Here is a 25,877-nt window from a genome sequence, read left to right as displayed (position 1 = left end):
ATGATTTCCAGAGCTGACCAGTGAAAATTGGTCGCAGACGCAAGTTTTAACTCCTGGAGAGCGGGTTAAAATCCTTTTGTTCTGGATATTGCCCAGCCATTATTGGCTGGGCATTTTTCTATCTAGGGAATTTGAAAAGAGTTCTCTCGACACTGTGGTGAAGATCTTGCACAATTCATGCCTAGGTAAGGACAACACCCTTTGGACAAAACAATGAAGATTATTGTTGATGAAGCAATGCCTTATGCTGTCGAATTGTTCGAGCAGCTAGGTGAAGTGATAGCGAAACCAGGACGTGAGCTAACTGCTGACGACCTTAATGACGTTGACGCGCTGATGATACGTTCGATCACAAAAGTGAATGAATCGTTGTTAGAAAAAGCGAACAAATTGAAATTTGTCGGTACAGCGACAGCAGGCATGGATCATGTTGATCAAGCATTGTTGCAACAGCGTGGTATCTTTTTCACTGCTGCGCCAGGTTGCAATAAGGTTGGCGTTGCGGAATACGTGATCAGTAGCTTGATGGTTATTGCTCAGCAACAAGGCTTCTCTATTTTTGATAAAACAGTGGGCATTGTTGGTTGTGGTCAAGTTGGAAGCTATCTCCAAAAATGTTTACAAGGTATTGGTATTAAGGTTCTGCTCAACGACCCTCTTAAGCAGCAACAAGGCGATAGCCGTGAATTTACCGATCTAGATGTACTGTTGGAGCAATCTGATGTCATCACTATGCACACGCCAATCACACGAGATGGTGAATTTCCGACTCATCATTTAATCGATGAAGCGCGTTTAAACAATTTTAGATCTGACCAAATCTTAATAAATGCAGCACGAGGTCCTGTGGTGGATAATGCTGCTCTAAAGCAGCGACTACTTAAGAATGATGGGTTTACTGCTGTTCTTGATGTGTTTGAGTTTGAACCAGTAGTTGATTTCGACCTGCTTCCTCTGTTAACGTTCGCGACCCCTCATATTGCAGGCTATGGTTTAGAGGGTAAAGCTCGTGGTACCACGATGATCTTCAATAGCTATTGCGAATTTTTGCAGCTATCTGAACGTGCTAACCCAGATGCTTTATTACCTATTGCACCCATTCCACAAATTACATTAGATAGAGAGTGGGATGAAGCGACACTGCATAGCATGACTCAAATCATCTATGATGTACGCAAAGACGACGCAATTTTCCGCCGTGAAATTCACAATGAAGGCGGCTTTGATAAAATGCGCAAAAATTATTGGGATAGGCGTGAATATGGCGTCATCCTTGTTAAGGGTAGCGATTCATGCAATTTAGCACCTTTAGCAGAACTAGGATTTCAAATCGAGGTAACCAATGAGCCAACAATTTAATATTGCTGTATTTGGAGCAACCGGCGCTGTAGGTGAAACTATGGTGGAAGTGCTTCAAGAACGCGAATTTCCAATGGGTGACATTTACTTGCTGGCTAGCGAGCGTAGTGAAGGTAAAACTTATCGCATTAATGGTAAAACCGTTCGAGTAGAGAATGTAGAAAACTTTGACTGGTCTCAGGTTCACATTGCACTGTTCTCTGCTGGTGGTGAGCAATCAGCTAAGTGGGCACCAATTGCAGCTGATGAGGGTGTAGTCGTTATCGATAACTCCTCAAACTTCCGCTATGAGTATGATGTTCCTTTGGTTGTTCCGGAAGTTAATCCAGAAGCGATTGCTGAGTTCCGTAACCGTAACATTATCGCTAACCCAAACTGTTCAACTATTCAAATGTTGGTTGCATTGAAGCCTATTCATGACGCAGTAGGCATTGACCGTATTAATGTCACGACGTATCAGTCAGTGTCTGGCGCGGGTAAAACAGGTATTGATGAGCTAGCGGGTCAAACGGCAATGCTACTAAATGGCAAACCAGTTGAAAATAAAGCATTTAGCCAGCAAATCGCATTTAACTGTATTCCACAGATTGACCAGTTTATGGACAACGGCTATACCAAAGAAGAAATGAAAATGGTGTGGGAAACTCAGAAGATTTTCAATGATGCGAGCATCATGGTGAACCCAACGTGTGTTCGAGTTCCAGTATTCTACGGACATGCTGAGGCGGTACACCTAGAAACTCGTGCACCAATTTCAGCGGAAGAAGTGACGCAACTGTTAGAGCAAACGGACGGTATTGAAGTATTCTATGGTGAAGATATGCCAACTCAAGTTCGTGATGCGGGTGGCAAAGACCACGTTATGGTTGGTCGTATTCGCAATGACATCAGTCACCACAGTGGTATAAACCTATGGGTAGTGGCAGACAACGTGCGTAAAGGCGCAGCGACGAATGCGGTGCAAATTGCAGAAGTGTTAATTCGTGATTACTTCTAAACGCGTTACGTTCGATTTAAGTTGATAATTAAAGGCCTCTTGTTAGAGGCCTTTGTTCTGTATAGTGTGACAAAATTGGTACGAATATCATGCTTGAATCATGTTTTTTCAAGGCTGAGCTATAGTTTTGCAGTGATTATCCGATATAGTACCAAGATTAGATTTGTATTTTTTATCGCAGACAGCTGAGCCTTCCATGCATCATTTTTTAAAGCCTTTGCTGGTGACACTTGCACTAGCAGGAGCGACGACTTCTTTTTCTATCAGCGCTGATACTATTCGATTAACTGGTCCTAACGGTGAAGCTCTGGCTGCGCCACAGTTTTCACAGCCAATTCGTAATCAAGTTACTCCAGATTCTGACACGCCTGCTCGCTATTATGGGCCCACTAAAGTCAACGAAACTCTTTGGTCGATTGCAAGTCGATTTAAACCGGCAGACGCTACCGTACAACAAACGATTTACGCCTTTTATCAACTCAACCCTGCTGTATTTGAGCAAAATAATATTCATAAGCTGGTACCTAACAGCGAGCTACGCATCCCATCTGACGCTCAAATCAATCGTGTCGATTTACAAGAAGCCTTAGCCGTACTTGCTGCCCATCAAAATAAACTCAATTCAGCAGCGACACAGAGACAGGCCAAGGTGGTTGCTGAATCAAAACCTGAGGTAAAACCGGCTGATGTGAAACCAACGGTTGAAACTTCGGCGACAACCAAATCGGTTCCTTCGCAAGTCACGAAAGAAAAAGTTTCGGACATCAAACCTCAGAAAGGTTTAGAGCAAGTTATCCCAGCGGCGAAAGGCTTAATTGAGTCGGGTGAGATTAAGCCGCCAGCACAAGAGCTAACTCAAAAGCTTCAAGAAGAGTTGACGCGTTCAGAAAGTGAATTGCTTTCCCTAGAAGAGCGTAATCATCAATTGAGGTTGATGTTGTCAGAAGTCCAAAATGAAGTGGAAGTTCTAAAAACTGAAGTTAGCAACGAAGAGCGTATTCGTACAGAGGTTGAGCGACAGCTCAGTGAAGAGAAACGCAAGCAAGCAGAGATGGCAAGGCTTGCGCCGAGCAAGTTGGATACTTGGTTAGCTAAGCCTTGGTTTGTTGCCTTATTAGCATTTGTTCCTGCATTGCTGATCGGCTTGTTGGTAATGATGGTTTTACGATCTCGTAAGCAAAAGACGCAGATTGCTAGTAATCAAGAAGCCAATACCTCAAACCCGTCGTCTGATGTTGCAGCAGCGACTGCTGGTGTTGCTACTGCAGCTGTTGCGGTTGATGCTCTGGATGATGATAACCCGTTCTCGGATGACCTGCTTGCCGGGATTGAGGAAGATGATGACAGTAGCCAATTAGAGGTAGAGCAACAGCCAGAAGATGATATCTTCGCCGATTTGAATGATAGCGATCTTGATTTCAATTTAGACGATGATGAAGAAGACCCGTTTGCCAGTATCGATGAAGATGGTGAACTGGATATCGGTTTTGTTGATCTTGACGCGAGTAATAACGGTATCAGCGTTAAAGATGGTGAAAAAGCATTAGGTCTTGAAGAAATGGAGCGTGCACTCAACGATGTTGCTGTTCCAGATGCAGAAGATGACCTCGATTTAAACTTGTCTGATACAGATTCAGAGCCTGTTTCTCAACAAGAGCTCGACGATCTATTCGCTGATTTTAACGGCACGTCTAGTACTGAAATGGCTGACCTTGATTCGGAGGAACCTGAAAACTCACTAAATCAAGCGGACATGGACGAGTTACTTGCGGGTGATAGCTTTGATCTAGAAAGTGATGGTGACTTCAATCTGGATGATCTTGATATTGAGACGGATAATAAAACCGCATCAGAGATGACGCCAGAGCAAGCAGATGAACCTGTTGACAATGCCGATATTGATGACCTTTTTGCCCAGTTCTCACAAATAGACGCAACGCCTGAAGAGCCACAGTCTAATACCTCTGAACTGGCACAAGACGAAGAAATCACACTTCTAGACGATATGCTGGACGAGGATTTTGAGCTGTCTGATTTGGATGATTCTGATCTAATGCTCGATGAAATAGTCGATGCTGATGAGAAAGAAGCCACTGACAAGGAGTTTGAATCTTCCGAGAATTTAGACCTAGATGATGTCACTTTACTGGCAGATGAAGACTTAGAGCTTGATGAAAACAATACCGACTTACTTGATGAATTACTGTTTGAAAGTACGTTAGGCGATTCAACCTCTGATGAGAAACAAGCTGTTGATCTTGACCCGTTTGCCTCTGACGACCTAATCGGCGCAGATATTGATTTAAATAGTGAGATCGAAGATAGCGAACTTGAACTCTCTGACCTTGAGCCATCAAACCTTGAGCCTTCAACAGTAGAAGACGAATCTCCACTAGCACAACAGCCTGAGAATGACGACGTAATGGCTGTGGCAGAAAGTACTGATGTAGAAGAACGTGCAGATGTAGATAAGTTGGTCGAAGAGAGCACGGCTGCCGCAGCGCAAAATGTAACTGAAGAGCAGCGCTTAGAGGATGACCTCGATCTGGCATTAGATGCAGAGTTGCTACCAGCTACTGCTGAGGCTGAGCAAGTCAATATCGAAGAGCCAGATCCGATGGATGTGTCTTCATCTTCGCAAGCTCCCGCCGTCGATGTGCAGTCTCAAGTGGAAGAGCCATCAAAAATAGATGACTTAAATAATAATGTTCCTGACGTTGATTCTACTCCAGATGAACTAGGTATTGCTGAAGCGCCGTTAACGTCAAGTTTTGAAAGCGAAGCTTCGCAAGAGAACGAGCGACATCACGAGGCGCATCAGCAACAAACTTCAGTCAGTGACAATGTTAGTACTGCATTTGAAGATGAGTTCGATTTCTCTCCTGAAATTGAAGGGGTAGGAGAGTCTGACACAACGCCGCGTGATGATTCGCAAGAACAGAAAGAACTTGAAGCTTTGATGGCGAATGAGTTTGGAATTCCTCAAGATGATGATTGGTTGATAGATGATGAAAATACTCCGTCAACTGAGCTAGAAACTGAATTGGTGGAATCATCTCAAGAAGAGTCAGAAGATGACTTTTTAGCCAAAGCTTTGCAAAGTGAATACAACGAAGAAAATGCCTTCGCCGATGCAGAGGGTGACGCTGAGGATACATTACAGCCGGATTCGGAATTGGCTGCCGACTTTGCCATGGCCGATGATGAACTGCCTGAGTATAGCGAAGAAGATGCGCTTGCTGATGTGTTGGCAGGACAACCAATAGAGCAAGAGGCGTCTGAGTCTAGCGATGTTAGCGAAGCGGAGATTGAAGCTGTACTTCATGACATTGAACTGCCAGAAAAGGTAGAAGTTGCCCACAACACAGAGAGTGACATTGAAACTGCCTCTCAATCAGATGCTACTCAAACGGTGCCGGAACGAGAACCGATCGAAGAGTTTGATTTTCCTGATTACACCGAAGAGGACGCGTATGCGGATAGTGAGCAAGCAGAGCCTGAGCTTGTTCATGAGCCTTCGGTTCAGGATGAGATCACCGATGGCGCTATTTCGTTAGAGGATCTACCGGAATACGATGAGTCACAAGCTGCGGCGGATATGGAGTCGTCCGCTTCTGAACGCGAGCCGAGTTTTGCAGTTGAGCAAGACATGGTAGGTGAAACATTAGATCACTCAGAAATTGATGCTCTAGCAGATGCTTTTTCTATGGTAGACATGTCAGCTATAGAGCAAGAAGGCCAGCTTGGGGAGCTGCTGCAAGAGGGCGAGCAAGCGTTCTCAAATATTAGCCCTGTTGACCAAACCACGGCGGATAGTGCTGGGATGGATTTAGGTGTGATGCTGCAAGACTCTCCAGACCAAGAAGGTGGAGAAGACTGGAATGGTTTCTCATTGACTGATGAGCAGCGAGCATCGATCGATCACCAAATCCCAGATGAAGAACAGGTAATTTGGAACAATACTCATGCTGGATCTTTAGTTGATGCCAGTGAAGAGGACTGGGCTTCCCAAGACCCTGTTGCCGACTTTGAGGACAGCGCAGATCAATTTATGACGATTGACGAGCTGATGGCACAGGTCGACGACAATGCTTCCGCTGATGAGGAAGAAGAGTTGAAATTAGATGTGGGATTGGATGAGTTCCCTGATGTCATTGGTCCTATTACTGAAGTCGATGTTGATTCGGATTCCGAAGCCGCAGGTAACCTTGACCTTGCTAAGATCTATATCGAAATGAACGATTTTGAAGGTGCGGTGAAATTACTTGAGAAAGCGCTACTAGAAGGTAGTGGCAATATTCAATCAGAAGCAAAGGCCTTGCTGGCTAAGCTTTCCGAATACCAGTAAGTAAAAGTGATGTAAAACGGCGGTTGAATGACCGCCGTTTTTGCTTTTAAGCTTTAATGACAAAGGATTCACCACACGTGGGTTTATACCTTTATGAGTTGGGTATATACTTTGCCCCCTTTGAAAATTGACAGATAGACAGAGAAAACGATGAAAGTTGCATTAGGTATCGAATATAACGGTGCAAACTACTACGGTTGGCAAAGACAAAGAGACGTCTCCAGTGTGCAAGAAGAACTGGAGAAAGCGCTATCGATCGTTGCAAATCAACCGGTAGAAGTACAGTGTGCTGGTCGAACAGATGCTGGTGTACATGGCACTGGGCAAGTGGTTCATTTTGAGTCTTCTGTCATTCGTAAGCCAGCTGCCTGGACCATGGGCGTGAATGCGAATCTTCCTAAGGATATCGCTGTGCGTTGGGCAAAAGAAGTCCCTGAAGAGTTTCATGCTCGTTTTTCAGCGACCGCTCGACGCTATCGTTATGTGATCTTTAACCACGCGTTGCGACCTGGCATTTTGTCTTCTGGTATTAGTCATTATCATGGCGAACTTGATGCAGAAAAAATGCACCAGGCAGGTCAATATTTGCTGGGCGAAAACGACTTTACCTCATTTAGAGCGGTTCACTGTCAGTCTCGAAGCCCATGGCGTAACATCATGCACCTCAATGTTTCTCGTCATGGACCGTATGTTGTGATTGATATCAAAGCGAATGCCTTTGTTCATCATATGGTGCGTAATATCACTGGCAGCCTGATTGTGGTGGGTAAAGGTGAGCAGCCACCAGAGTGGATTGAATGGCTATTGCAGCAGAAAGATCGCAAGCTAGCTGGCGCAACGGCTAAAGCCGAAGGCCTGTATTTGGTAGATGTGGATTACCCAAGTGAGTACCAGCTCCCAGAAGCACCAATTGGTCCACTATTTTTGCCGAATGATTTGAACTCTGGTTGGTAATTGTACTCGAAAATTAGTAGAGACTTTCGGCGTTACAAATATTTATGGCAATGTCACAAGGATAGGTACAACCAGTTTTTTATCTACAGTTAGCCTGTAATATGGTTTAATCCAACGGCATTAATTAGAATTTCAATCTCTCGCCATTAGGCGGGGGTCACAAGAGAAAAGGTCTTCCATGAGTTGGCTTGAAAAAATTTTAGAAAAAAGCAACATCGTTAGCTCGCGCAAAGCGTCTATCCCAGAAGGTATCTGGACTAAATGTACTTCCTGTGAGCAAGTACTTTATCATGCTGAATTAGAGCGTAATCTAGAGGTGTGTCCTAAGTGTGACCACCACATGCGAATGAAAGCGCGTCGTCGTCTAGAAACATTCCTAGATGAAGGCAATCGTGTTGAACTTGGTACAGAGCTTGAGCCACAGGACAAGCTGAAGTTTAAAGATTCAAAGCGCTATAAAGAGCGCATCTCTGCTGCTCAAAAAAACAGTGGTGAGAAAGATGCACTCGTTGTCATGCAAGGTGAACTACTAGGTAACCCAGTCATCGCATGTGCATTTGAGTTCTCCTTCATGGGGGGCTCTATGGGCTCTGTGGTTGGTGCTCGTTTTGTTCGTGCAGTAGAAGCCGCTATAGAAAACAACTGTGGTTTAGTGTGTTTCTCTGCCAGTGGCGGTGCACGTATGCAAGAGGCACTAATGTCTCTAATGCAAATGGCGAAAACCAGTGCTGCACTTGAGCGCCTATCTCAAAAAGGTCTACCGTTCGTTTCTGTTATGACCGACCCAACTATGGGTGGTGTATCGGCGAGTTTAGCAATGCTGGGTGATATCAATATCGGTGAACCAAAAGCATTGATCGGTTTTGCTGGTCGTCGTGTTATCGAGCAAACGGTTCGTGAAGACTTACCAGAAGGTTTCCAACGTAGTGAGTTCTTACTTGAGCACGGTGCGATTGATATGATTGTTGACCGCCGTGAAATGCGTCAACGCGTAGGTAGCCTACTTGCTAAAATGACAAATAAAGCGTCTCCTTTAGTGGTCTCTGTTGAAGATTCTCCAGAAGAACCTACATATGAAGTACCAGAAGCGGACGAAAAAGGGTAAAGTACTCACTAAGTTATCAAACGTTAAGATATTGACGGCTAAATGAGTTCACAATCCATTCCACAAGCCACATCTTCTTTACAGGTGTGGCTTGATTACTTAAATAGTATTCATACTAGTGCTATCGACCTAGGTTTAGATCGAGTTTCGGTAGTCGCCCAAAAAGGTCAATTGACCAAACCTGCCCCAACAGTCATTACCGTCGCTGGCACTAACGGTAAAGGCTCTACCTGCGCGCTTATGGAAGCAATCTTGCTAGATGCAGGTTATTCAGTCGGTGTTTATAGTTCCCCACACCTTATTCGTTACAACGAGCGTGTTCGCGTTAATGGTAGCGATCTTCCTGATGAATCACACACTCGTGCGTTTGACTATATCGAAAAGCTACGTGGCGAAGTCAGCCTTAGCTTTTTCGAGTACGCCACGCTTGCCGCATTGCGACAGTTTCAGGAAAACAAAGTGGAAGTGGTTTTACTGGAAGTGGGCCTAGGTGGGCGTCTTGACGCAACTAACGTGGTTGATCACGATGTTTCAGTCATTACTAGCCTTGCAGTAGATCATGTTGATTGGCTGGGTGACGATATCAATGTCATTGGGTTCGAGAAAGCAGGAATCTTTAGATCTGGGAAGCCAGCAATATGTGGCCAACCAAAACCACCTGCAACTGTGCCTGCGCATGCTGATGATATTAAGGCGAATTTCTACCAAACGGGTATTCAATTTGACTACAAACTGACGTCTGAACACACATGGGCATGGCAACATGGCACATTCATGCTTGAGGACTTGCCCGTACCAGTCTTGCCACTAATGAACGCCAACACTGCGTTGATGGCTTTAGGGGCGGCAGAATTGGACATTTCCGACGTTAATATCGTGAATGGACTTAAGCAAGCGCGTCTTCCGGGTCGTATGCAGATGCTTACCGGATCGCCAGTAACCATTCTCGATGTAGCTCATAACCCTCATTCAGCAGAGTATCTGGTTGCACAGCTTTCTAAGCATTACCCAAATCGCGGATTTAAAGTCGTGATTGGCATGTTGCATGATAAGGATATCGAAGAGACCATTCGAGTGTTAAACCCATTAATTGAAGATTGGTATCCGGCGTCATTATCAGGGCCAAGAGCGGCGAGTGCAGACGAACTGTGCCAGCATTTAATGTCTGGCAATGCTCTAAAGCGATATGACAACCCAGTAAGTGCATATCAAGCCGCGAAAAGTGAAGCAAAGTCAGACGATATGATTTTGGTCGTAGGATCCTTCCATACCGTTGGCGAAGTTCTTGAGCATTGTGAGAAGTTAGACGCTCAAGAGCAATAAAGTAATTAAGGAGTATCAATGGCGAGTAAATTTCAAAGCCGCTTGGTGGGTACCATAGTATTGGTCGCAGTTGGTGTCATCATTTTGCCTGACCTACTTGATGGTAAAAAGCTTCATTACAAAGAAGAGTTTGCCAGTATTCCGCTTAAGCCTGAAATCAGCGCTCAAGTAGAAAGCTTTGAGGTACTAGAGCCAGAAGAAGACACATCGGTGTTACCTGACTCGCCTGTTCAAGCAACAGTAGGGGAAGAACTGGCAGCAACACCTGAACAGCAGGCCGAACAAGATAAGCGTGATGTTGTGGATGTTGCAGTGAAAGAAGTGCCTGAGCGTAATGAGTATGCTGATAGTGCATGGATTATTCAGCTTATGGCTCTTAAGAATGCAGATAATGCTCGCGGTCTTGTTGCCGACCTACAAAAACGTGGCTATCAAGCACATGTAAAACAAGAAGCCACCTTTACGCGTGTCATCATAGGTCCAGATGTTTCAAAAAGTAAACTTGAGAAGCAATTGCTAGAATTGGAGAAAATTACCGGTTCAAAAGGTCAATTGCTCAAATTTAAACCACTAAATCCATAAGAAAACGTTTGCGTCGCGGATTTTTCTGTTAAAATGCGCGCCAACTTGAGATGAAGAATTCATGAATTGGTTAGATTTTGTCATTTTAGGTGTGATTGGGCTTTCAGCTTTAATCAGTTTAGTTCGCGGATTTGCCAAAGAGGCAATGTCTTTAGTGATATGGTTCGGCGCATTTTTTATTGCCAGCCAGTACTACGCAAAACTTGCGGTGTACTTTACCAATATCGAAGATGAGATGTTCCGAAATGGCGCCGCAATTGCTGCCCTATTTGTTGCCACACTGATTGTTGGGGCGTTAATTAATTATGTTTTAGGGCAGTTAGTACAAAAAACGGGTCTATCGGGTACTGACAGAGTATTAGGTATCGTATTTGGCGCGCTTAGAGGTGTGTTAATTGTTTCTGCGGTATTGTTCTTTGTTGATACCTTCACGACACTAAATAGCAGTGAATGGTGGGAGTCTTCCCAACTTGTTCCGCAATTTAAACTTGTGATACAGCCGTTTTTTGAACACATCGAAGCAACTTCTAGTTTCCTGTCTGGCGCCTAATGGCGCCAGCTAATGTCGCAAATCGAGGATTAGGACATGTGTGGTATTGTTGGAATCGTTGGCTCAACGCCTGTGAATCAGTCTATCTATGACGCTTTGACCGTTTTACAGCACCGTGGCCAAGATGCCGCTGGTATTGTTACCATAGAAAGCAATCGTTTTCGTCTGCGTAAGGCGAATGGTCTAGTAAAAGACGTATTTGAAGCGAAGCATATGCAACGCCTCCAAGGTTGTGTTGGTATTGGACATGTTCGTTACCCTACAGCAGGTAGCTCAAGCGCTTCAGAAGCTCAACCTTTCTACGTAAACTCACCGTTCGGAATCACACTGGCTCACAATGGTAACTTGACTAATGCTCACGAAGTTCGTGAGAAGCTGTTTGAAAAAGACCGCCGTCATGTGAACACTACGTCCGATTCTGAAGTATTGCTGAATGTTCTAGCTCATGAAATTGATACCGTAAAAGGCAATGTGACATCTGATGATGTCTTCAGAGCTGTTACTAATGTGCATCGCACTATCAAAGGGGCTTACGCAGTAGCTGCTATGATCATCGGGCACGGTATGATTGCATTTCGTGACCCAAACGGTATCCGACCGCTATGTTTAGGCAAACGTGATGTTGAAGGCAAAACCGAGTACATGGTGGCTTCTGAGTCAGTAGCTCTTGATGCAGTAGGCTTTGACTTTGTTCGCGATGTTGCTCCTGGTGAAGCGATTTATGTAACGTTTGACGGTGAGCTCTTCACTCGTCAATGTGCTGACAATCCAAGCCTAAACCCATGTATTTTTGAGTTTGTCTACTTTGCTCGTCCTGATTCATTCATTGACAAGATTTCTGTTTACAGCGCACGTGTTGAAATGGGTAAGAAGTTGGGTGAGCGCATTCAGCAAGAATACTCGGATCTAGACATTGATGTGGTTATCCCAATCCCTGAAACATCATGTGATATCGCTTTGCAAATCGCTCAGGCTATCGATAAGCCATACCGCCAAGGTTTTGTTAAAAACCGTTATGTAGGTCGTACCTTCATTATGCCTGGGCAGCAGCAGCGTAAGAAGTCGGTTCGCCGTAAACTTAATGCCATTCGCTCAGAATTTAAAGGTAAGAACGTTCTGTTGGTGGATGACTCTATTGTTCGCGGTACAACGTCAGAGCAAATCATTGAGATGGCACGTGACTCGGGTGCTAACAAAGTATTCATGGTTTCTGCTGCACCGGAAGTCCGCTTCCCTAACGTTTATGGTATTGATATGCCTAGTGCCAATGAGCTGATTGCTCACGGCCGTGACAACGATGCTATCTGTAAGCAAATTGGTGCGGACGCACTGATTTATCAAACCATTCCTGACCTAATTGAAGCTGTTGGTCTTGGAAACCCAGATGTGAAATTGTTTGAGGCGTCTGTATTCAACGGTGAATATGTAACTGGCGATATTGACCAAACGTATCTTGACTTCCTTGACTCGCTACGTAGCGATGATGCAAAGACGCAACGTGATATCCAAGCGGATCTAGCAAATCTAGAACTGCATAACGAATAAGCGAACGATGAAAAGAAAAAACCAGAGCAAGCTCTGGTTTTTTTGTGTCTAAATTTTGAAGCCGTTGCTACTGAACGATCAATGAAGTGAGTAATCGATAACAAAGTCGATGAACAGACGGACTTTTTCAGGAAGATGATCTTTATGGTTATAAAGCATATAAATATCGCGAGGGTTGGCACTCCACTCTGGTAGCACTCGAACTAGTTCGCCGTTGTTTATGTACTCTTTTAGCATGACATCGGGCATCAAGGTAATACCCAAACCCGCAGAACATGCTCTGCGAACCACATTTAAGCTATTGGCTTCGAAACGGCCTTTCGTGTTGTTAATAATGGACTCGCCACTGGTATTTTTCAGTTGCCATTTAATTAACGGTGCGCCTTTTAATAGGCGGTGTGTTGATAATTCTTCAGCATGCTTAGGCTCGCCGTTTAATGACAGATAGTCAGGATGCGCAACAAGGATATCTTTGACTGTACTGATCTTACGAGCGATTAAACTTGAATCGCGTTGAGGACCGACGCGGAAAATAACGTCCCATTCCGTTGGGTCTAGTTGATCGGCATGATTGCTCATCGTCAGCTCAAGGCTGATGTCAGGGTATTTAGACATAAAGTCGTTGAACATCGGCATCATCATGCGCTTAGTCAAATTAGAAGGTGACGATATTTTTAGTTTACCAGACGCACCTTTGCATTCATCTGCGATATCTTCGGTAGTGCTAGTAAGACGCTGGAGAAGAGGAGAGCACTCATTATAGAAGCGTTCACCCGCTTCAGTTAAAGACAGTTTTCGCGCGTGACGATTCAGTAAACGAAGATTCAAAGAATCCTCTAGAGCCTGTATACGTCGAGTAATTGTTGCAACAGGGATCATTGTCTTACGAGAAGTTGCTGTATAACTCCCATTTTCCACAACAAGTCGGAACAGATTTAAATCGTCAAGTTTCATATATTCAACTATTTGTATTAATTGGCTTTTAGTATAGCTTACACCTTGTCAAGCTGGCGTGGTTAATTTCAAGCGTTTTTGCTAAATAACACAAGTGCTCTCAAGCAAACTAACTTGATATCAAAGGGTTGTTTGATTTTTTCAACTTTAGCTATTGTATTAAAAAAACTCTCCCAAGGGTACATTTGTATAAAAACGAATTTCTGCCTACAGTTAAAATACTCAGGAGCAGTTTGTTCTGCTGCCTGCATATACATATAAATGCATTATTGTAACGTGTCCTACGGTACGAGGTTTAATGTAAACCAAAAAATAATAACAACAAGCTCAATAAATTTTGTGAGGCGTAATTTTATGTCTAATACCGACAGTCAGGCTGCTGTGGCTATACCTCATCAGCAACACAGTGCGCGGATTATGGTTGTTGATGATGATCCCGTATTTCGAACCGTTACCCGAAACTTTCTTGAGGCAACGGGCCACCAAGTAACAGAAGCTGGGGATGGATTAGAGGCTTTAAAACTGCTTAGTATCAAAGAGCCTGACTTAGTGCTTTGTGATTTAGCTATGCCACTTCTTACTGGCATGGAGTTTACCGAAGAGGTGCGCGTAGAGTACCCGTCACTACCGGTTATTGTAATTTCGGCGACGGGTGACATGGCGGACGTTGCTAAAGCGTTACGTATGGGAGTGAAAGACTTCTTAACCAAACCTATTGGTGATTATAAACATCTTACGGAATCTATTAATGTCGTCTTAGAAGAGAGTTCAAGCAGTTGTGAACAATCTGACTTTGTTAGTCGATGGTTTCGTATTGAAGAGTCAGAAGAAGACGGTTCGCAAGAAGAACAAGAATTGCATTGGCACCTACAATATCTTCAGCAAAATCCTAACGCAGCGAGAGAGTTACTCACGGCACTGTTACCTGAAAAAGATTCTGCGTTAGGGGCGTGGAGAAGTAGTTACCGGCTTTTGCAATCGGCCAACACATTACCTCTCGTGTTCGATTACACATGGCTTATGAGCGGTCAGATGGCATTTTATCTGGTCGATGCTTCATCAAGTGACCATGGTGGCGTGGCTAGTACGTTGTTGGTACGGACACTGTTTGATGATTATGTACGCCGTTTGCATCACAACAGTGTCGACCTTAAAGATCTTGCGAGAAATATAGAAAAAGGTATGCAATGCTCGTGCGCTGCATATCCTGTCGAGGCTGTGTTTGGAGTGATTGACTTATCGGAGGGGACCATATCTGTCTTGCCGGCGGGATTGGATTGTCGCTGGGAGAATTCTCAAGCTCATTTCAACATCTCTGGGTCAAATCGTTTGGGTGAGAACTGTTTAAGTAATTTTATGACTAAAGACCTTGCTGTTTTAGAAGGGGGGAAGTTGTCCCTAAGTCGAGTCGGTTCAAGTAGCTTCAGCTGGGAGGTAAAACTTGCTCTGCCGAGCTAAAACAGCGTAGCGGAAGCGCTTTTCATAAAAAACCACACAGTTAGTCTGTTTTTGATTGAATGTAATTGAGATATAGTCAAAGTGTTAACAAAAATGGGAGGCGAAAGCTTCCCATTTTGATGTCTAAAACAACTATACCCAAGAGCAAAGTCATGTCTGATACAGAATTCAAAGAACCATACAACATTTTTTACTTTTTAGGCTTCATTGCCGCATTGCTAATTCCAACGCTTCCCGCTACTCTGACGTGGATTAGAGTTATGAACGGATATGCGGGTTTTTGACCAATACAATAAGTCCAGTTAAACGTCTCTTTTGGAATACGTTAGGCGTTGTTTCAGTAATATTGGGTGTGGTAGGCATCGTACTTCCGCTTCTACCCACCACACCTTTCCTACTCCTTGCTAGTGCAAGTTTTTTTCGTGGTAGCCCTCAATTTCATGATTGGTTACTTTCTCATCGTAAACTTGGTCCCATCATCTCTGACTGGGAAAACGATCGCTGCATTAAACGTTCGGTCAGAACCAAAGGCGCAATCTTCATTGTTTTGAGTTTTGCCATCTCCATATTGATTGTCCAACCAGTATGGTTAAAAGTTGTGCTATTTACTCTGTTTATCGGCGTTTTTACCTTCTTTTTGCGAATTCCTGTGAAACAGCCCGTTGCCGACCACGATGAAAATCACTAACATGTGAAGGTTGTGTGCCCACGCTTAATGTGGGCGTTTTAATTTATACCTACAGAATGAACGTACTCGTGACTATTCGCGACAGCGTACTCTGATCGTCAGGCGTATAAAGACCTTTCCAGAGACCAATACTATGACAATCGATAAAATCTCCCAGATCAAAGCAAGCATCAAAAGCATTCCAGATTACCCAAAGCCAGGCATTCTATTTCGTGATGTAACGAGTCTTATGGAAGACGCAGCAGCTTACAAAGCAACGATAGAGATGCTTGTAGACAAATACAAAGATCAGGGCTTCACTAAAATTGTTGGTACTGAAGCTCGTGGCTTTTTGTTTGGTGCACCTCTAGCACTTGAGCTAGGTCTGGGATTTGTTCCAGTTCGTAAGCCAGGTAAGCTGCCACGTGAAACTGTCGCACAATCATATGAACTTGAATATGGCACTGATACTCTAGAAATCCACACAGACGCTATTGTGGAAGGTGATAAAGTACTGATGGTTGATGACCTGTTAGCAACTGGTGGTACGATTGAAGCTACAACGAAACTTATTCGCCAACTAGGTGGTGAAGTATCTCACGCTGCATTTGTAATCAATCTGCCAGAAATTGGTGGAGATAAGCGCTTAGAAGCACTAGGTATTGAAGTATATAGCTTGTGTGAATTTGAAGGTCACTAATTAGGACACCTTTATGAGTTATCTCGCGTTAGCTAGGAAATGGCGACCAAGAAAATTTTCAGAGGTAGTTGGACAAACCCATGTTCTAACTGCACTTGAGAATGCACTAGACCAGAACAGATTGCATCATGCTTATTTGTTCAGTGGAACACGTGGTGTGGGTAAGACGTCCATCGGTCGCTTGTTCGCAAAAGGTTTAAACTGTGAAACAGGCATCACCTCGACACCTTGTGGTACATGTTCGACTTGTATAGAGATTGATGAAGGCCGAAGCGTTGACTTACTTGAGATTGATGCGGCGTCTCGTACAAAGGTTGAAGATACTCGCGAGCTTCTAGATAACGTTCAATATAAGCCAGCGAGAAACCGCTTTAAGGTTTACCTGATCGATGAAGTACATATGCTCTCGCGTCATAGCTTCAATGCGTTGCTTAAAACGCTTGAAGAGCCACCAGAGTATGTGAAGTTCTTACTGGCGACGACGGATCCTCAAAAGCTGCCGATGACCATTCTGTCGCGCTGCTTGCAGTTCCACCTCAAGCCGATCACTGTTGAGAATATCCAGCAACAGCTAGATCATATTCTTGAGAAGGAACAAGTTCAGTCTGAAAGCCGAGCGCTTGCTCTGCTTGCTCATGCTGCTGACGGCAGTATGCGTGATGCATTGAGCTTGACCGATCAAGCGATCGCGCTTGGAAATGGCAATGTATCGACACCAGTCGTCAGTCAGATGTTGGGTACGCTAGATACGGCTCAAGCGATTCAAATACTGGAATCATTGACTACGGGTGATGCACATCAAGTTATGACCAAGCTTGAGCACTTGGCGGAAAATGGTGTGGATTGGGATACATTGCTTTCTGAGCTCGCATTGCAGTTACATAGAATAGCGATGACTCAAGCATTACCATCTAGTATCGATGCCGCAATTGCCGACAGCGAAAAAATCCAGCACCTTGCGCGTACACTACAAGCAACGGATGTACAGCTGTACTATCAAATTGCTCTGAAAGGCCGACAAGATCTGCCCTTCGCTCCATCGCAACGTGTCGCCGTTGAGATGACGCTACTGCGTATGTTGGCATTTAGACCAAGCACTCAGCTCAGCGCTAATGAAATCACTGTCGCGAATCAAAGTGCAGTGGCTAAGCCTGCGTTGTCATCGTCACAAAGCATGGCAACACAGCAGGTATCGAGTGATACTAATGCTCAAACTTATGCCACGCCGACGCCACAATTTGATAGTACGCGTGAACCGTATATTGATACCTCTGCTATACCGATGGGTAACCAACCAGCACAGGCCGAACATCGCCCAAGTGCGCAAAGTGAATGGCAAGCACCTCCATCAAATCAAGAGCAGTATTCGCAAACACCGCCTTCGCAAATTCAGCCCGTTCCAAATAGCGGATCTAATGATGTCGTTCGCGGTGAGGCACAGCGCTCAGTTCCTGCCAGCGAGCCAGCAAGACCTGCGGGTGGTTTACGTCATCAATTGCGTTCGAAACGACAATCGGCTTCTCAAGACCAAGCGAATTCAGGAAACTCTCCTGTAAAAAAGCCTAAAGCGTCATCTGAATCTGCCTCTGTATTAGAGCGCGTTGCTCAGAGAACCCAAGGCCGCACGCCAAGTGCGTCAAATGGTTTAGATGCCGCCAAATCAAATACCGAGCAGGTTAAAGATAACGAGCCTTATCGATGGCGGCCAACAGGTAATGTTGTCGCTCAAGAAGTGAAGCCAGTCGTCAAACCGTCTACGCTTAAAAAGGCTCTTGAACATATCAAAACGCCAGAAATGGCGCAGCGACTGACGCAAGAAGCTGCTCAGCAAGACACTTGGGCTGAACTGATTGAACGTCTTGATATTGGCAAACTGGTGCAACAATTAGCGCTTAATTCAGTCTTCAAAAAAGATGGTTCATCCATTCAATTGGGACTGCGTGCTACACATGCGCATCTAAATTCTGACAAAAATCAGTCAGAACTACTTGCAGGGCTTAATGTCTTATTGGGAGAAGAGTGTCATTTGTCGGTAGAGCTCTCTGAGGAGGGGACGACACCACTCGAACTTCGTGAGCAGTTATATCAAGGCAAGCTTTCTGATGCGGCCAAGAGCTTGCAAGCGGATCCTAACATTCAGTTTATTGTTACAAGGTTTGCGGCAGAGTTAGACGAAGAGAGTATTCGACCTTTATAAAGTTACTTTCCCGGTTGTTTGCTCGAGGTAAACAGCTAGGAAGCGGGGTTGCAATCTATGAATGCGTCCCCATGTTATTAGTTGAAACATGAATAAACCGAGAGAACCCTATGTTTGGTAAAGGTGGTATGGGCAACCTGATGAAGCAAGCCCAGCAAATGCAAGAGCAGATGCAAAAGCTTCAAGAAGAAATCGCTAACATGGAAGTAACAGGTGAGTCTGGTGCTGGCCTTGTTAAAGTAACCATCACAGGTAGCCACAGCACTCGTCGTGTTGAAATCGATGAAAGCCTTATGGAAGACGACAAAGAGATGCTAGAAGACTTGATTGCAGCGGCGTTCAATGACGCGGCTCGTCGTGTAGAGGAAACTCAAAAAGAGAAAATGGCGTCAGTAACTGGTGGAATGCAGCTACCACCAGGCATGAAAATGCCTTTCTAATTGAAGGATTAGAGAACAATTAATGCGTACTAGCCATATGCTGGAGCATTTGATGGAGGCCTTGCGATGTCTACCTGGGGTTGGCCCCAAGTCAGCACAACGCATGGCCTTTCATTTGTTACAGCGCGATAGAAAAGGCGGCCTTCAGCTGGCGGATGCACTTTCAAGTGCGATGACCGAAATTGGTCACTGTCAGGAATGCCGTACCTTTACCGAAGAAGAAGTTTGTCATATCTGTAGCAATCCTAAGCGTAAAGAGAATGGCCAACTTTGTGTGGTAGAGAGTCCTGCTGATATTGCTGCTGTAGAAGCTACAGGGCAATTCTCGGGTCGTTATTTTGTGCTAATGGGACACTTGTCGCCATTAGATGGCATCGGTCCTAGCGATATTGGATTGGATGTTCTCGATTATAGACTGCGCCAAGGCGACATCGGTGAAGTCATTTTAGCGACTAACCCAACAGTGGAAGGTGAAGCAACCGCGCACTACATTGCTGAACTGTGTCATGAGCACAAGGTATCAGCAAGTCGTATCGCTCATGGCGTTCCGGTGGGCGGAGAGTTAGAACTGGTCGATGGAACGACGTTGTCTCACTCTCTGTTGGGCAGACAAAAAATCTAAAGTAGACTGCTAAATAAGATTGATAGTGAAAAGGCGCATTTAGCGCCTTTTTTTATGTTCAAAAATTAGTTTTAGTCGCTATCACTACTTAGCAATGAGCGATACACCCAAGCCCCAATGATTGCGCCAACAATAGGTGCCAACCAGAACAACCACAATTGTGCGACAGCCCAATCGCCAACGTAAAGCGCGACCCCTGTGCTGCGTGCTGGATTTACTGACGTGTTGGTTACTGGAATACTGATTAGGTGAATCAAAGTCAAACACAAGCCGATCGCTATAGGAGCGAAGCCTTGAGGTGCTCTTTTGTCAGTGGCTCCCATGATGACCAGTAAAAACATTGCTGTCATGACGACTTCGCAGACCAAGGCCGCGGTTAACGAGTACTTCCCAGGGGAGTGTTCTCCATAACCATTAGAGGCAAAGCCAGACGCGGCGGCGTCAAACCCGGCTTGTCCGGAGGCTATAATATAGAGCACGCCACCAGCAAGTAAGCCACCGATGACTTGAGCAACAATATAGGGAAGTAGCTCTTTGGCGTCGAAGCGACCACCGACCCAAAGGCCGATACTAACGGCTGGATTTAAATGGCACCCAGAAATGTGGCCAATAGCAAATGCCATTGTGAGCACAGTAAAACCAAAGGCAAACGCCACACCTAATAAGCCAATACCTACATCTGGAAATGCTGCTGCTAACACAGCGGAACCGCAACCTCCGAGTACTAGCCAGAATGTACCAAATACCTCAGCCAAATATCTGTTCATAAGAAACACCATTCTTAAAGTTGTGCGTCTTAACAACATAGCTTATTGGTTTGATACTGCCAGTTTAGCGTTAGATGTTAGGTAATTCGTTCAAGCTCTAGGATGTTTGCCAGTGCTTTAGCATTAGTATCGCCACACACGTCTGGACAGGCTTTAAATGCATGGCACACTTTTGGTCGCTCGGGCTGACCAAACAACTTACAAAGATTGCGCTCATCAAGCTGTATGCAGCGAACGCCGCTGGGTTTGCCGTTTGGCATTCCAGGAATAGGGGAAGAAATACTTGGGGCGATACAACATGCCCCACAACCTAATCGACAATCCATCTTTTGCGGCCTTAAAATTGAAGGGCGCTGAGTTTACCAAAAATAAAGGTGTTGTACATAATTGAATCACAGCTACAGCATCCAGAAAGAACAGAGTACTTGCAGTTTGTATCGACTAGCGGTATAAAACGCCTCCACAGATTTAGAAGGTAATGCCACATGACCAGTCCATTTTGGGAAACAACACCATTAGAGCAAATGAGTGAACAGCAATGGGAATCATTGTGTGATGGTTGTGGTAAATGTTGCCTACACAAACTTATGGATGAGGACTCGGATGAGGTTTATTACACCAATGTGGCTTGTAGTTGGCTGAACAGCAAAACTTGTTCGTGTAAGGATTATCCAAATCGATTCCAATCGGGTGAAGAATGTTTAAAGCTAACCCGTGAAAAAATCCACGAGTTTAATTGGCTCCCAGAAACGTGCTCATACCGTGTTCTATCAGAGGGTAAACCCCTTCCAGAATGGCATCCATTGATCACGGGCTCTAAGTCCGCTATGCACGCTGCAGGGGAAAGTGTTCGCAATAAAGTTGTGTATGAAATTGATGTGGTGGATTGGGAAGACCACATTATCAACCATCCGAATCGTTAACAAAAAAGCAGGCTTAGAGCCTGCTTTTTTGTTGTTATTAGCTTGCGGAACAAACCTCAGTAAACCTCATTCTCGCATCTTGTGCAGCTTGTGAGGACTGCTCTTTCGCATTCTGAGCATCTGTGAGTAATTGAAGCTTTGCCTCTAAATCATCCAACAACTCTTGTGGGATCGCTTTACTGGTGTCATCGGCATGCTCTAACGCATAAGCGCGAATCTTTTTCTTAACTTTGAACAGAGCATGCAGCGCAGTTCGCTCTTCATCTGCGGCAATTTGCGCAGCGTCACGACACTTTTCAAAATTAGCTAGTGCAACCCCTTCATTTGACCAAGGATCAAACTCTGGCAGTTCTTCAATGTTAATGGTTGGCTCTACATAATCTTCTTGGTGACGAATATCCAACGTGGTGGCTTTTACCGCTGAGATCATCAACATAACTGCGATACCGAGTAGAGGTAGGCCGCCAACGATTGCTGCAGTTTGTAGTGTGCTCAAACCACCTAAGAACATGAGAACAGCAGGCATAAAGCTCAAAGTGAAGGCCCAAAATAAGCGGTTCCAGCGCATTGGCTCCTGCGTTACGTCTTTTTGAACCACAGACGCCAAGATGTAGGAAATTGAGTCGAATGTTGTTGCTGTAAAGATGATACACAGCAGTGTAAACAAAAGAATGATAAACCAAGCAAATGGTAGCTCTGACAGCATAGAGAAGATGGCTTTTGTTGCACCAAACTCGTTCAAAATTGCGACAATATCAAGCTGCCCAGATAGTTGTAGTGATAGACCGTAGTTTCCTAAGATGATAAAAAACAGGAAGCAACCACATGAACCAAAGAACAATGAACCTGCGACCATCTGTTTAATTGTGCGACCGCGGGAAATGCGTGCAACAAACAAGCCCATACTTGGCGCGAACACTAACCACCATGCCCAGTAGAAAATAGTCCAATCTTGTGGGAAGTGAGTGTTGTCAAATGTACCGTAGCCACCAAATGGTTCCGCCCATGTCGCCATCACAAAGAAGTTAGACATCATTCGACCGATGGAATCTAGACCCGTCTCAAGAATAAAGATAGTTGGACCCAAAACCAACACTAGAGCAAGAAGCAGCATTGCACCCCAGAAGTTGATGTTACTGAGGATCTTAATGCCTTTTTCCATCCCCGCAAACGAAGAGTAGGCGAAAATTGCGGTACAGATAGCTAATACGCCGATTTGTGAATAGGTGTTTTGCGGTAGCCCGAATAAGACACTCAAGCCCTCGCTGATAAGCGGGGCTGCAAGTCCTAATGTCGTCGCCGCCCCACCTAATAGGCCAAAGATGAAAAGCACATCAATCAGTTTACCGAGTGCACCATTGGTGTGTTTCTCGCCGATGACAGGAATCAATGCGCTGGATACTTTCAGTGCAGGTTGCTTACGTACATAGAAAAAATAAGCGATCGGTAGCGCAGGGATCAGATAGATGGCCCATGCAATAGGTCCCCAGTGGAAAATACCATATGTTGCCGCCCAGCGAACCGCTTCTTCACTTCCCGCTTCTAGTTGAAATGGTGGCGCTTGATAATAATAAGCCCATTCAATGCAGCCCCAGTAGAGAATACTGGCACCGATACCGCCGCAAAACAGCATGGCAGCCCAAGAAGACGTTGCAAATTCTGGTGCCTCGTCAGGTTCGCCTAGTTTAATTTGGCCGATATCGCTAAAAATGATGAATATCATAAAAAAGAGGGCAGCGAGGCCAAGGGCTAGATACAGGAAGCCAAACTTATCGGTCATAATGAGCTTAGCTTGCCCGATGATTTTTGCACCTTGTTCAGGGAACATTATCAGGGGAATGATAACGCTCAGGAGCAATGTGATTGCGCCAAAGAAAGTTGGCTTATCAATCAGCTTGAAGTGTCGATTCATAAATTGTGATCATGCAGTTAAAGATGATCGATTATCAAGTGAATGTGGTTTCCACCTCAAACAGGATTATTTGTCGTTAGGATAAATGATGTTAAGCCAAAGCCAATATCAAAGCACCAATGGTCACAGCTGCGGAGACATACTGACCGGCAGAGTAGGAACTATCTTCTTGTTTCTCTAAGTCATCTGGATGGTCCATACCTAACGCACCGTGAGCAAAGGAGGTGACCGACTTACCTACGCTATCGTCATCGCCTTTTGAGATATTCTCTTTAGTAGCGCCTTCGCTCACTTCCTTTTCAAGCATTGCTTTAGCTTGAGGTGAGATGGATACACTATCTCCGTTGCCTATAGGCAAAGTGTTGCCGTTAGCAGTGGCACCTTCTGCTACTGTCTTAGCGGCTGTCGCAACAGGTGCGTTTGTCTGGCTCATTAGGTTTGAATTGACGCTTTGCATAACTATCTCCATTAGCGCTATCAATCAATACATCGTCAAATGTGGCAAAAACTTTATAAAAGCTTCTATAAATGAGAGATTGATCGATGCTATTAACATGGACTAAGCAATTTGTGTGCCAATCATAACTTGTGTTGATGAGTTATTTACAAACCAGTGAGTCGTTACGTATTTTTAAGCTCTTATACGCCTTCATTCGGTTCTCGTTTTTAACGTAACGTTCTGGTGGTGGTAGTACTTCCAATTGGTAGTCATCGCTCGCACTAGCAATGTCATTCACTGGCGTAATCACGACGATACTCAAGTCAGGGTTCAATTGCTGGATCTGCGCAGCGGTTCCTAATGCTTGCTCGGTATGAAATTTACCTGCGATGTGCATGACCTGAGAGTTAGGATGTGCTGCCATATAGTTAACAATACTTTCTGCCATAGTCGCATCCCAGGCGAGTTGAGCAGCATATTGTTTCTTCGTTTGTTCAATGTCACCGTGATGCATAGAGGACATGAATTTTTCTTTGTATGGTGAACTTGACGTGTCTATCGTTGCTGCGACTAGAGAACGTTCTTGTTCATCCAGTTTATCTAAGTAGCCAACCCCTTGACGCCCAATACAGCGGACGATTGATTTTGGTGCGTTGCTGGCAATGATGTCGATATCTGAATCCTTGGCTAATTCAACGAGTGGGCGGTAGTCGCTTTCGTAATTTGGCCAAGCTCCTCCTTGTTTAATTAAGATCTGCTCACCAATTTGTGAAGCGAGATAGTCATCAACCACAGGCTGTTTGTCACGGGTAAACTGTTCCATAGAAAGTGCGGTGTCCGGATTGTTGTTGATGAGTTCTTTCAGAAGATCGGTTTGAAATCGGTGAATGCCCGCATGGGTATGCCATTCCCCGACTAGGATAACATTGGCATCCAATATCGCCTCCGGTAAAGCGCTCAGGCTGATTGATTCACCAGTAGGGCTGGCCAATTGGTAATCGTAAAATGAAGTGATACTTTCCGGTTTTGTAGCTGGGTATTCAGGTGAGTTTTTTGTCGTGGTGCAACCCGATAGAAGGGCGAGTGATATGAGAATGGGTAATGCTTTCATAGTCTGTTCTCTCTATAAAAATAGCCTTCATCGGAAGGCTATCTTGGAACCGTAATGGTAATAGAGATTGAACGTGGACTCAATCTAATTGAAAATAAATCTCATTACATTTTACGGTAGGCTCGAATCAAGAAGTCGGCGTTACATTGAAACTCTTGTTGTGACTTGAGGTTCGACCTTACTTCGTCTGTCGCTTTCCAAGCAAATGGTGTCATTTGCAACAAGTCATACGCTTGTTGTCCACTAAGGTTCATTTCATAGTCTAGTTTAGATTCAGACAAAAGTTCGAAGCCTTCAATTTGCTCGGCCGTTTCATCATGTAAACGAACATATTGATAGATCAACGCCCTAAGTTCATATAGATGGTGACTACCTGGCGTTACGGTCAGCATGATACCTTGATCTTCAATACATCGAAGTAACTCATCGTGTTTACAAGGTGCGTAAATTCGAACCACCGCAGCTAGACTGTTTTCAGAGAAGGGCAGCTTATGACTTGAGGCAACACAAAAGTTGACGTTTGGATAGCGTTTTGCGCCGTATCGAACCGCCACTTTGGAAATATCCAGTCCATGAAAATCTAACTTTTTGTTCCTTTCTGCTAGGTATTGCTGAAAAAAGCTAGTGTAATAACCTTCTCCACAGCCGATATCGAGAACCGTGCCTTGGTTTAAGAGATTGGCTAGAGTCTCCGCAACTTGTTGACGCATAGGTGCGTATAGGTCGTGCTCTAGAAAAGTACGTCGTGCCTGCATCATTTCTTTATTGTCGCCAGGATCTTTTGAGCGTTTGTGTTGCACAGGCATGAGATTGACATAACCTTCTTTTGCCAAGTCGAACTGGTGGTTGTTTTCACAGCGAAAACTACGCTCATTGAGGGACAACGATTGATGACAGAGCGGGCATTGATAGGACATAGGTTAG

Annotated in this window: 23 protein-coding genes; 16 read left to right on the top strand and 7 right to left on the bottom strand. The window is 44.7% G+C overall.

Annotated elements, in window-relative coordinates; genetic code table 11:
• The first annotated feature begins 213 nt into the window (after positions 1–213).
• From L2W36_RS15750 to purF, 9 genes are all read left to right on the top strand, one after another.
• Positions 214–1,359, top strand: coding sequence for a 4-phosphoerythronate dehydrogenase (locus tag L2W36_RS15750; protein WP_236110531.1), 1,146 nt, complete (start codon positions 214–216; stop codon positions 1,357–1,359).
• On the top strand, positions 1,343–2,356 hold the full coding sequence (locus L2W36_RS15745; protein WP_236110530.1) for an aspartate-semialdehyde dehydrogenase: 1,014 nt from the start codon (positions 1,343–1,345) through the stop codon (positions 2,354–2,356). Before L2W36_RS15750 ends, L2W36_RS15745 begins: the two co-directional genes overlap by 17 nt.
• 196 nt (positions 2,357–2,552) lie before the next feature.
• Positions 2,553–6,704 (top strand): FimV/HubP family polar landmark protein, encoded by a 4,152-nt coding sequence (locus L2W36_RS15740; RefSeq protein ID WP_236110529.1) that lies wholly within the window; start codon positions 2,553–2,555, stop codon positions 6,702–6,704.
• 150 nt (positions 6,705–6,854) lie between these two features.
• Positions 6,855–7,658 (top strand): tRNA pseudouridine(38-40) synthase TruA, encoded by an 804-nt coding sequence (gene truA, locus L2W36_RS15735; RefSeq protein ID WP_038229944.1) that lies wholly within the window; start codon positions 6,855–6,857, stop codon positions 7,656–7,658.
• Positions 7,659–7,836: 178 nt separating this feature from the next.
• The gene (gene accD, locus L2W36_RS15730; protein ID WP_006071327.1) at positions 7,837–8,763 is read left to right on the top strand and encodes an acetyl-CoA carboxylase, carboxyltransferase subunit beta; all 927 of its coding nucleotides are present in this window, start codon (positions 7,837–7,839) and stop codon (positions 8,761–8,763) included.
• Between the two features lie 42 nt (positions 8,764–8,805).
• Positions 8,806–10,086, top strand: coding sequence for a bifunctional tetrahydrofolate synthase/dihydrofolate synthase (gene folC, locus L2W36_RS15725; RefSeq protein WP_236110527.1), 1,281 nt, complete (start codon positions 8,806–8,808; stop codon positions 10,084–10,086).
• 18 nt (positions 10,087–10,104) lie between these two features.
• Positions 10,105–10,668, top strand: a complete 564-nt coding sequence (locus L2W36_RS15720) for an SPOR domain-containing protein (RefSeq protein WP_038229946.1) — start codon at positions 10,105–10,107, stop codon at positions 10,666–10,668.
• Between the two features lie 61 nt (positions 10,669–10,729).
• Positions 10,730–11,218, top strand: a complete 489-nt coding sequence (locus L2W36_RS15715; RefSeq protein WP_006071324.1) for a CvpA family protein — start codon at positions 10,730–10,732, stop codon at positions 11,216–11,218.
• A 36-nt stretch (positions 11,219–11,254) separates the two neighbouring features.
• Positions 11,255–12,763, top strand: coding sequence for an amidophosphoribosyltransferase (gene purF, locus L2W36_RS15710; protein WP_006071323.1), 1,509 nt, complete (start codon positions 11,255–11,257; stop codon positions 12,761–12,763).
• A gap of 78 nt (positions 12,764–12,841) precedes the next feature.
• Here purF and L2W36_RS15705 read toward each other — a convergent pair whose 3' ends face one another.
• A complete protein-coding gene (locus L2W36_RS15705) occupies positions 12,842–13,717 on the bottom strand; it encodes a LysR family transcriptional regulator (protein WP_006071322.1) in 876 nt (291 codons plus the stop codon).
• A gap of 354 nt (positions 13,718–14,071) precedes the next feature.
• On the opposite strand from L2W36_RS15705, the gene L2W36_RS15700 reads away from it, so the two are divergent.
• The 6 genes from L2W36_RS15700 (at position 14,072) to recR (ending at position 19,801) form a co-directional block, all read left to right on the top strand.
• Positions 14,072–15,175: a response regulator gene (locus L2W36_RS15700; RefSeq protein WP_236110526.1), complete on the top strand. Its 1,104-nt coding sequence runs from the start codon at positions 14,072–14,074 to the stop codon at positions 15,173–15,175.
• 280 nt (positions 15,176–15,455) lie between these two features.
• Positions 15,456–15,863 carry a YbaN family protein gene (locus tag L2W36_RS15695; protein ID WP_236110525.1) on the top strand — a complete coding sequence of 136 codons (408 nt, stop codon included), beginning with the start codon at positions 15,456–15,458 and terminating at the stop codon, positions 15,861–15,863.
• Between the two features lie 133 nt (positions 15,864–15,996).
• The gene (gene apt, locus L2W36_RS15690; protein ID WP_006071318.1) at positions 15,997–16,542 is read left to right on the top strand and encodes an adenine phosphoribosyltransferase; all 546 of its coding nucleotides are present in this window, start codon (positions 15,997–15,999) and stop codon (positions 16,540–16,542) included.
• A 13-nt stretch (positions 16,543–16,555) separates the two neighbouring features.
• Positions 16,556–18,739 carry a DNA polymerase III subunit gamma/tau gene (gene dnaX / locus L2W36_RS15685; RefSeq protein ID WP_236110524.1) on the top strand — a complete coding sequence of 728 codons (2,184 nt, stop codon included), beginning with the start codon at positions 16,556–16,558 and terminating at the stop codon, positions 18,737–18,739.
• 110 nt (positions 18,740–18,849) lie between these two features.
• Complete coding sequence (locus L2W36_RS15680; protein WP_006071316.1) at positions 18,850–19,179, top strand: YbaB/EbfC family nucleoid-associated protein; 330 nt, start codon at positions 18,850–18,852, stop codon at positions 19,177–19,179.
• Positions 19,180–19,201: 22 nt separating this feature from the next.
• On the top strand, positions 19,202–19,801 hold the full coding sequence (gene recR, locus L2W36_RS15675) for a recombination mediator RecR (protein WP_038229955.1): 600 nt from the start codon (positions 19,202–19,204) through the stop codon (positions 19,799–19,801).
• A 71-nt stretch (positions 19,802–19,872) separates the two neighbouring features.
• On the opposite strand, the gene aqpZ is transcribed toward recR, so the two are convergent.
• A complete protein-coding gene (gene aqpZ / locus L2W36_RS15670; protein WP_236110523.1) occupies positions 19,873–20,568 on the bottom strand; it encodes an aquaporin Z in 696 nt (231 codons plus the stop codon).
• Between the two features lie 77 nt (positions 20,569–20,645).
• The gene (locus tag L2W36_RS15665) at positions 20,646–20,894 is read right to left on the bottom strand and encodes a YkgJ family cysteine cluster protein (RefSeq protein WP_031493115.1); all 249 of its coding nucleotides are present in this window, start codon (positions 20,892–20,894) and stop codon (positions 20,646–20,648) included.
• Between the two features lie 159 nt (positions 20,895–21,053).
• Here L2W36_RS15665 and L2W36_RS15660 point away from each other — a divergent pair, with 159 nt between their 5' ends.
• A complete protein-coding gene (locus L2W36_RS15660) occupies positions 21,054–21,491 on the top strand; it encodes a YcgN family cysteine cluster protein (protein WP_006071312.1) in 438 nt (145 codons plus the stop codon).
• A 37-nt stretch (positions 21,492–21,528) separates the two neighbouring features.
• Here the strand turns inward: L2W36_RS15660 and L2W36_RS15655 are convergent, their stop codons facing one another.
• From L2W36_RS15655 to rlmA, 4 genes are all read right to left on the bottom strand, one after another.
• Positions 21,529–23,403 (bottom strand): BCCT family transporter, encoded by a 1,875-nt coding sequence (locus L2W36_RS15655; protein WP_038229960.1) that lies wholly within the window; start codon positions 23,401–23,403, stop codon positions 21,529–21,531.
• Between the two features lie 91 nt (positions 23,404–23,494).
• Positions 23,495–23,860, bottom strand: coding sequence for a hypothetical protein (locus L2W36_RS15650; RefSeq protein ID WP_236110522.1), 366 nt, complete (start codon positions 23,858–23,860; stop codon positions 23,495–23,497).
• 142 nt (positions 23,861–24,002) lie between these two features.
• Entirely contained in the window at positions 24,003–24,953 is a 951-nt protein-coding gene (locus L2W36_RS15645) for a ChaN family lipoprotein (RefSeq protein WP_062460388.1), read from the bottom strand.
• A 104-nt stretch (positions 24,954–25,057) separates the two neighbouring features.
• Positions 25,058–25,870 (bottom strand): 23S rRNA (guanine(745)-N(1))-methyltransferase, encoded by an 813-nt coding sequence (gene rlmA, locus L2W36_RS15640; RefSeq protein ID WP_236110521.1) that lies wholly within the window; start codon positions 25,868–25,870, stop codon positions 25,058–25,060.
• Positions 25,871–25,877 lie beyond the last annotated feature (7 nt).

Origin of the sequence: Vibrio sp. McD22-P3 (assembly GCF_021568915.1) — a bacterium.
In the GTDB taxonomy this organism is placed as follows: domain Bacteria; phylum Pseudomonadota; class Gammaproteobacteria; order Enterobacterales; family Vibrionaceae; genus Vibrio; species Vibrio mediterranei.
Note: the sequence above shows the minus strand (reverse complement) of the source record. Positions and strands in the feature narration are given on the sequence as shown.

Excerpts from the sequence above, each read along its gene's own strand:
- L2W36_RS15750 (WP_236110531.1), top strand. The coding sequence starts at position 214 with ATGAAGATTATTGTTGATGAAGCAATGCCTTATGCTGTCGAATTGTTC.
- L2W36_RS15745 (WP_236110530.1), top strand. The coding sequence starts at position 1,343 with ATGAGCCAACAATTTAATATTGCTGTATTTGGAGCAACCGGCGCTGTA.
- L2W36_RS15740 (WP_236110529.1), top strand. The coding sequence starts at position 2,553 with ATGCATCATTTTTTAAAGCCTTTGCTGGTGACACTTGCACTAGCAGGA.
- truA (WP_038229944.1), top strand. The coding sequence starts at position 6,855 with ATGAAAGTTGCATTAGGTATCGAATATAACGGTGCAAACTACTACGGT.
- accD (WP_006071327.1), top strand. The coding sequence starts at position 7,837 with ATGAGTTGGCTTGAAAAAATTTTAGAAAAAAGCAACATCGTTAGCTCG.
- folC (WP_236110527.1), top strand. The coding sequence starts at position 8,806 with ATGAGTTCACAATCCATTCCACAAGCCACATCTTCTTTACAGGTGTGG.
- L2W36_RS15720 (WP_038229946.1), top strand. The coding sequence starts at position 10,105 with ATGGCGAGTAAATTTCAAAGCCGCTTGGTGGGTACCATAGTATTGGTC.
- L2W36_RS15715 (WP_006071324.1), top strand. The coding sequence starts at position 10,730 with ATGAATTGGTTAGATTTTGTCATTTTAGGTGTGATTGGGCTTTCAGCT.
- purF (WP_006071323.1), top strand. The coding sequence starts at position 11,255 with ATGTGTGGTATTGTTGGAATCGTTGGCTCAACGCCTGTGAATCAGTCT.
- L2W36_RS15705 (WP_006071322.1), bottom strand. The coding sequence starts at position 13,717 with ATGAAACTTGACGATTTAAATCTGTTCCGACTTGTTGTGGAAAATGGG.
- L2W36_RS15700 (WP_236110526.1), top strand. The coding sequence starts at position 14,072 with ATGTCTAATACCGACAGTCAGGCTGCTGTGGCTATACCTCATCAGCAA.
- apt (WP_006071318.1), top strand. The coding sequence starts at position 15,997 with ATGACAATCGATAAAATCTCCCAGATCAAAGCAAGCATCAAAAGCATT.
- dnaX (WP_236110524.1), top strand. The coding sequence starts at position 16,556 with ATGAGTTATCTCGCGTTAGCTAGGAAATGGCGACCAAGAAAATTTTCA.
- L2W36_RS15680 (WP_006071316.1), top strand. The coding sequence starts at position 18,850 with ATGTTTGGTAAAGGTGGTATGGGCAACCTGATGAAGCAAGCCCAGCAA.
- recR (WP_038229955.1), top strand. The coding sequence starts at position 19,202 with ATGCGTACTAGCCATATGCTGGAGCATTTGATGGAGGCCTTGCGATGT.
- aqpZ (WP_236110523.1), bottom strand. The coding sequence starts at position 20,568 with ATGAACAGATATTTGGCTGAGGTATTTGGTACATTCTGGCTAGTACTC.
- L2W36_RS15665 (WP_031493115.1), bottom strand. The coding sequence starts at position 20,894 with ATGGATTGTCGATTAGGTTGTGGGGCATGTTGTATCGCCCCAAGTATT.
- L2W36_RS15660 (WP_006071312.1), top strand. The coding sequence starts at position 21,054 with ATGACCAGTCCATTTTGGGAAACAACACCATTAGAGCAAATGAGTGAA.
- L2W36_RS15655 (WP_038229960.1), bottom strand. The coding sequence starts at position 23,403 with ATGAATCGACACTTCAAGCTGATTGATAAGCCAACTTTCTTTGGCGCA.
- L2W36_RS15650 (WP_236110522.1), bottom strand. The coding sequence starts at position 23,860 with ATGCAAAGCGTCAATTCAAACCTAATGAGCCAGACAAACGCACCTGTT.
- L2W36_RS15645 (WP_062460388.1), bottom strand. The coding sequence starts at position 24,953 with ATGAAAGCATTACCCATTCTCATATCACTCGCCCTTCTATCGGGTTGC.
- rlmA (WP_236110521.1), bottom strand. The coding sequence starts at position 25,870 with ATGTCCTATCAATGCCCGCTCTGTCATCAATCGTTGTCCCTCAATGAG.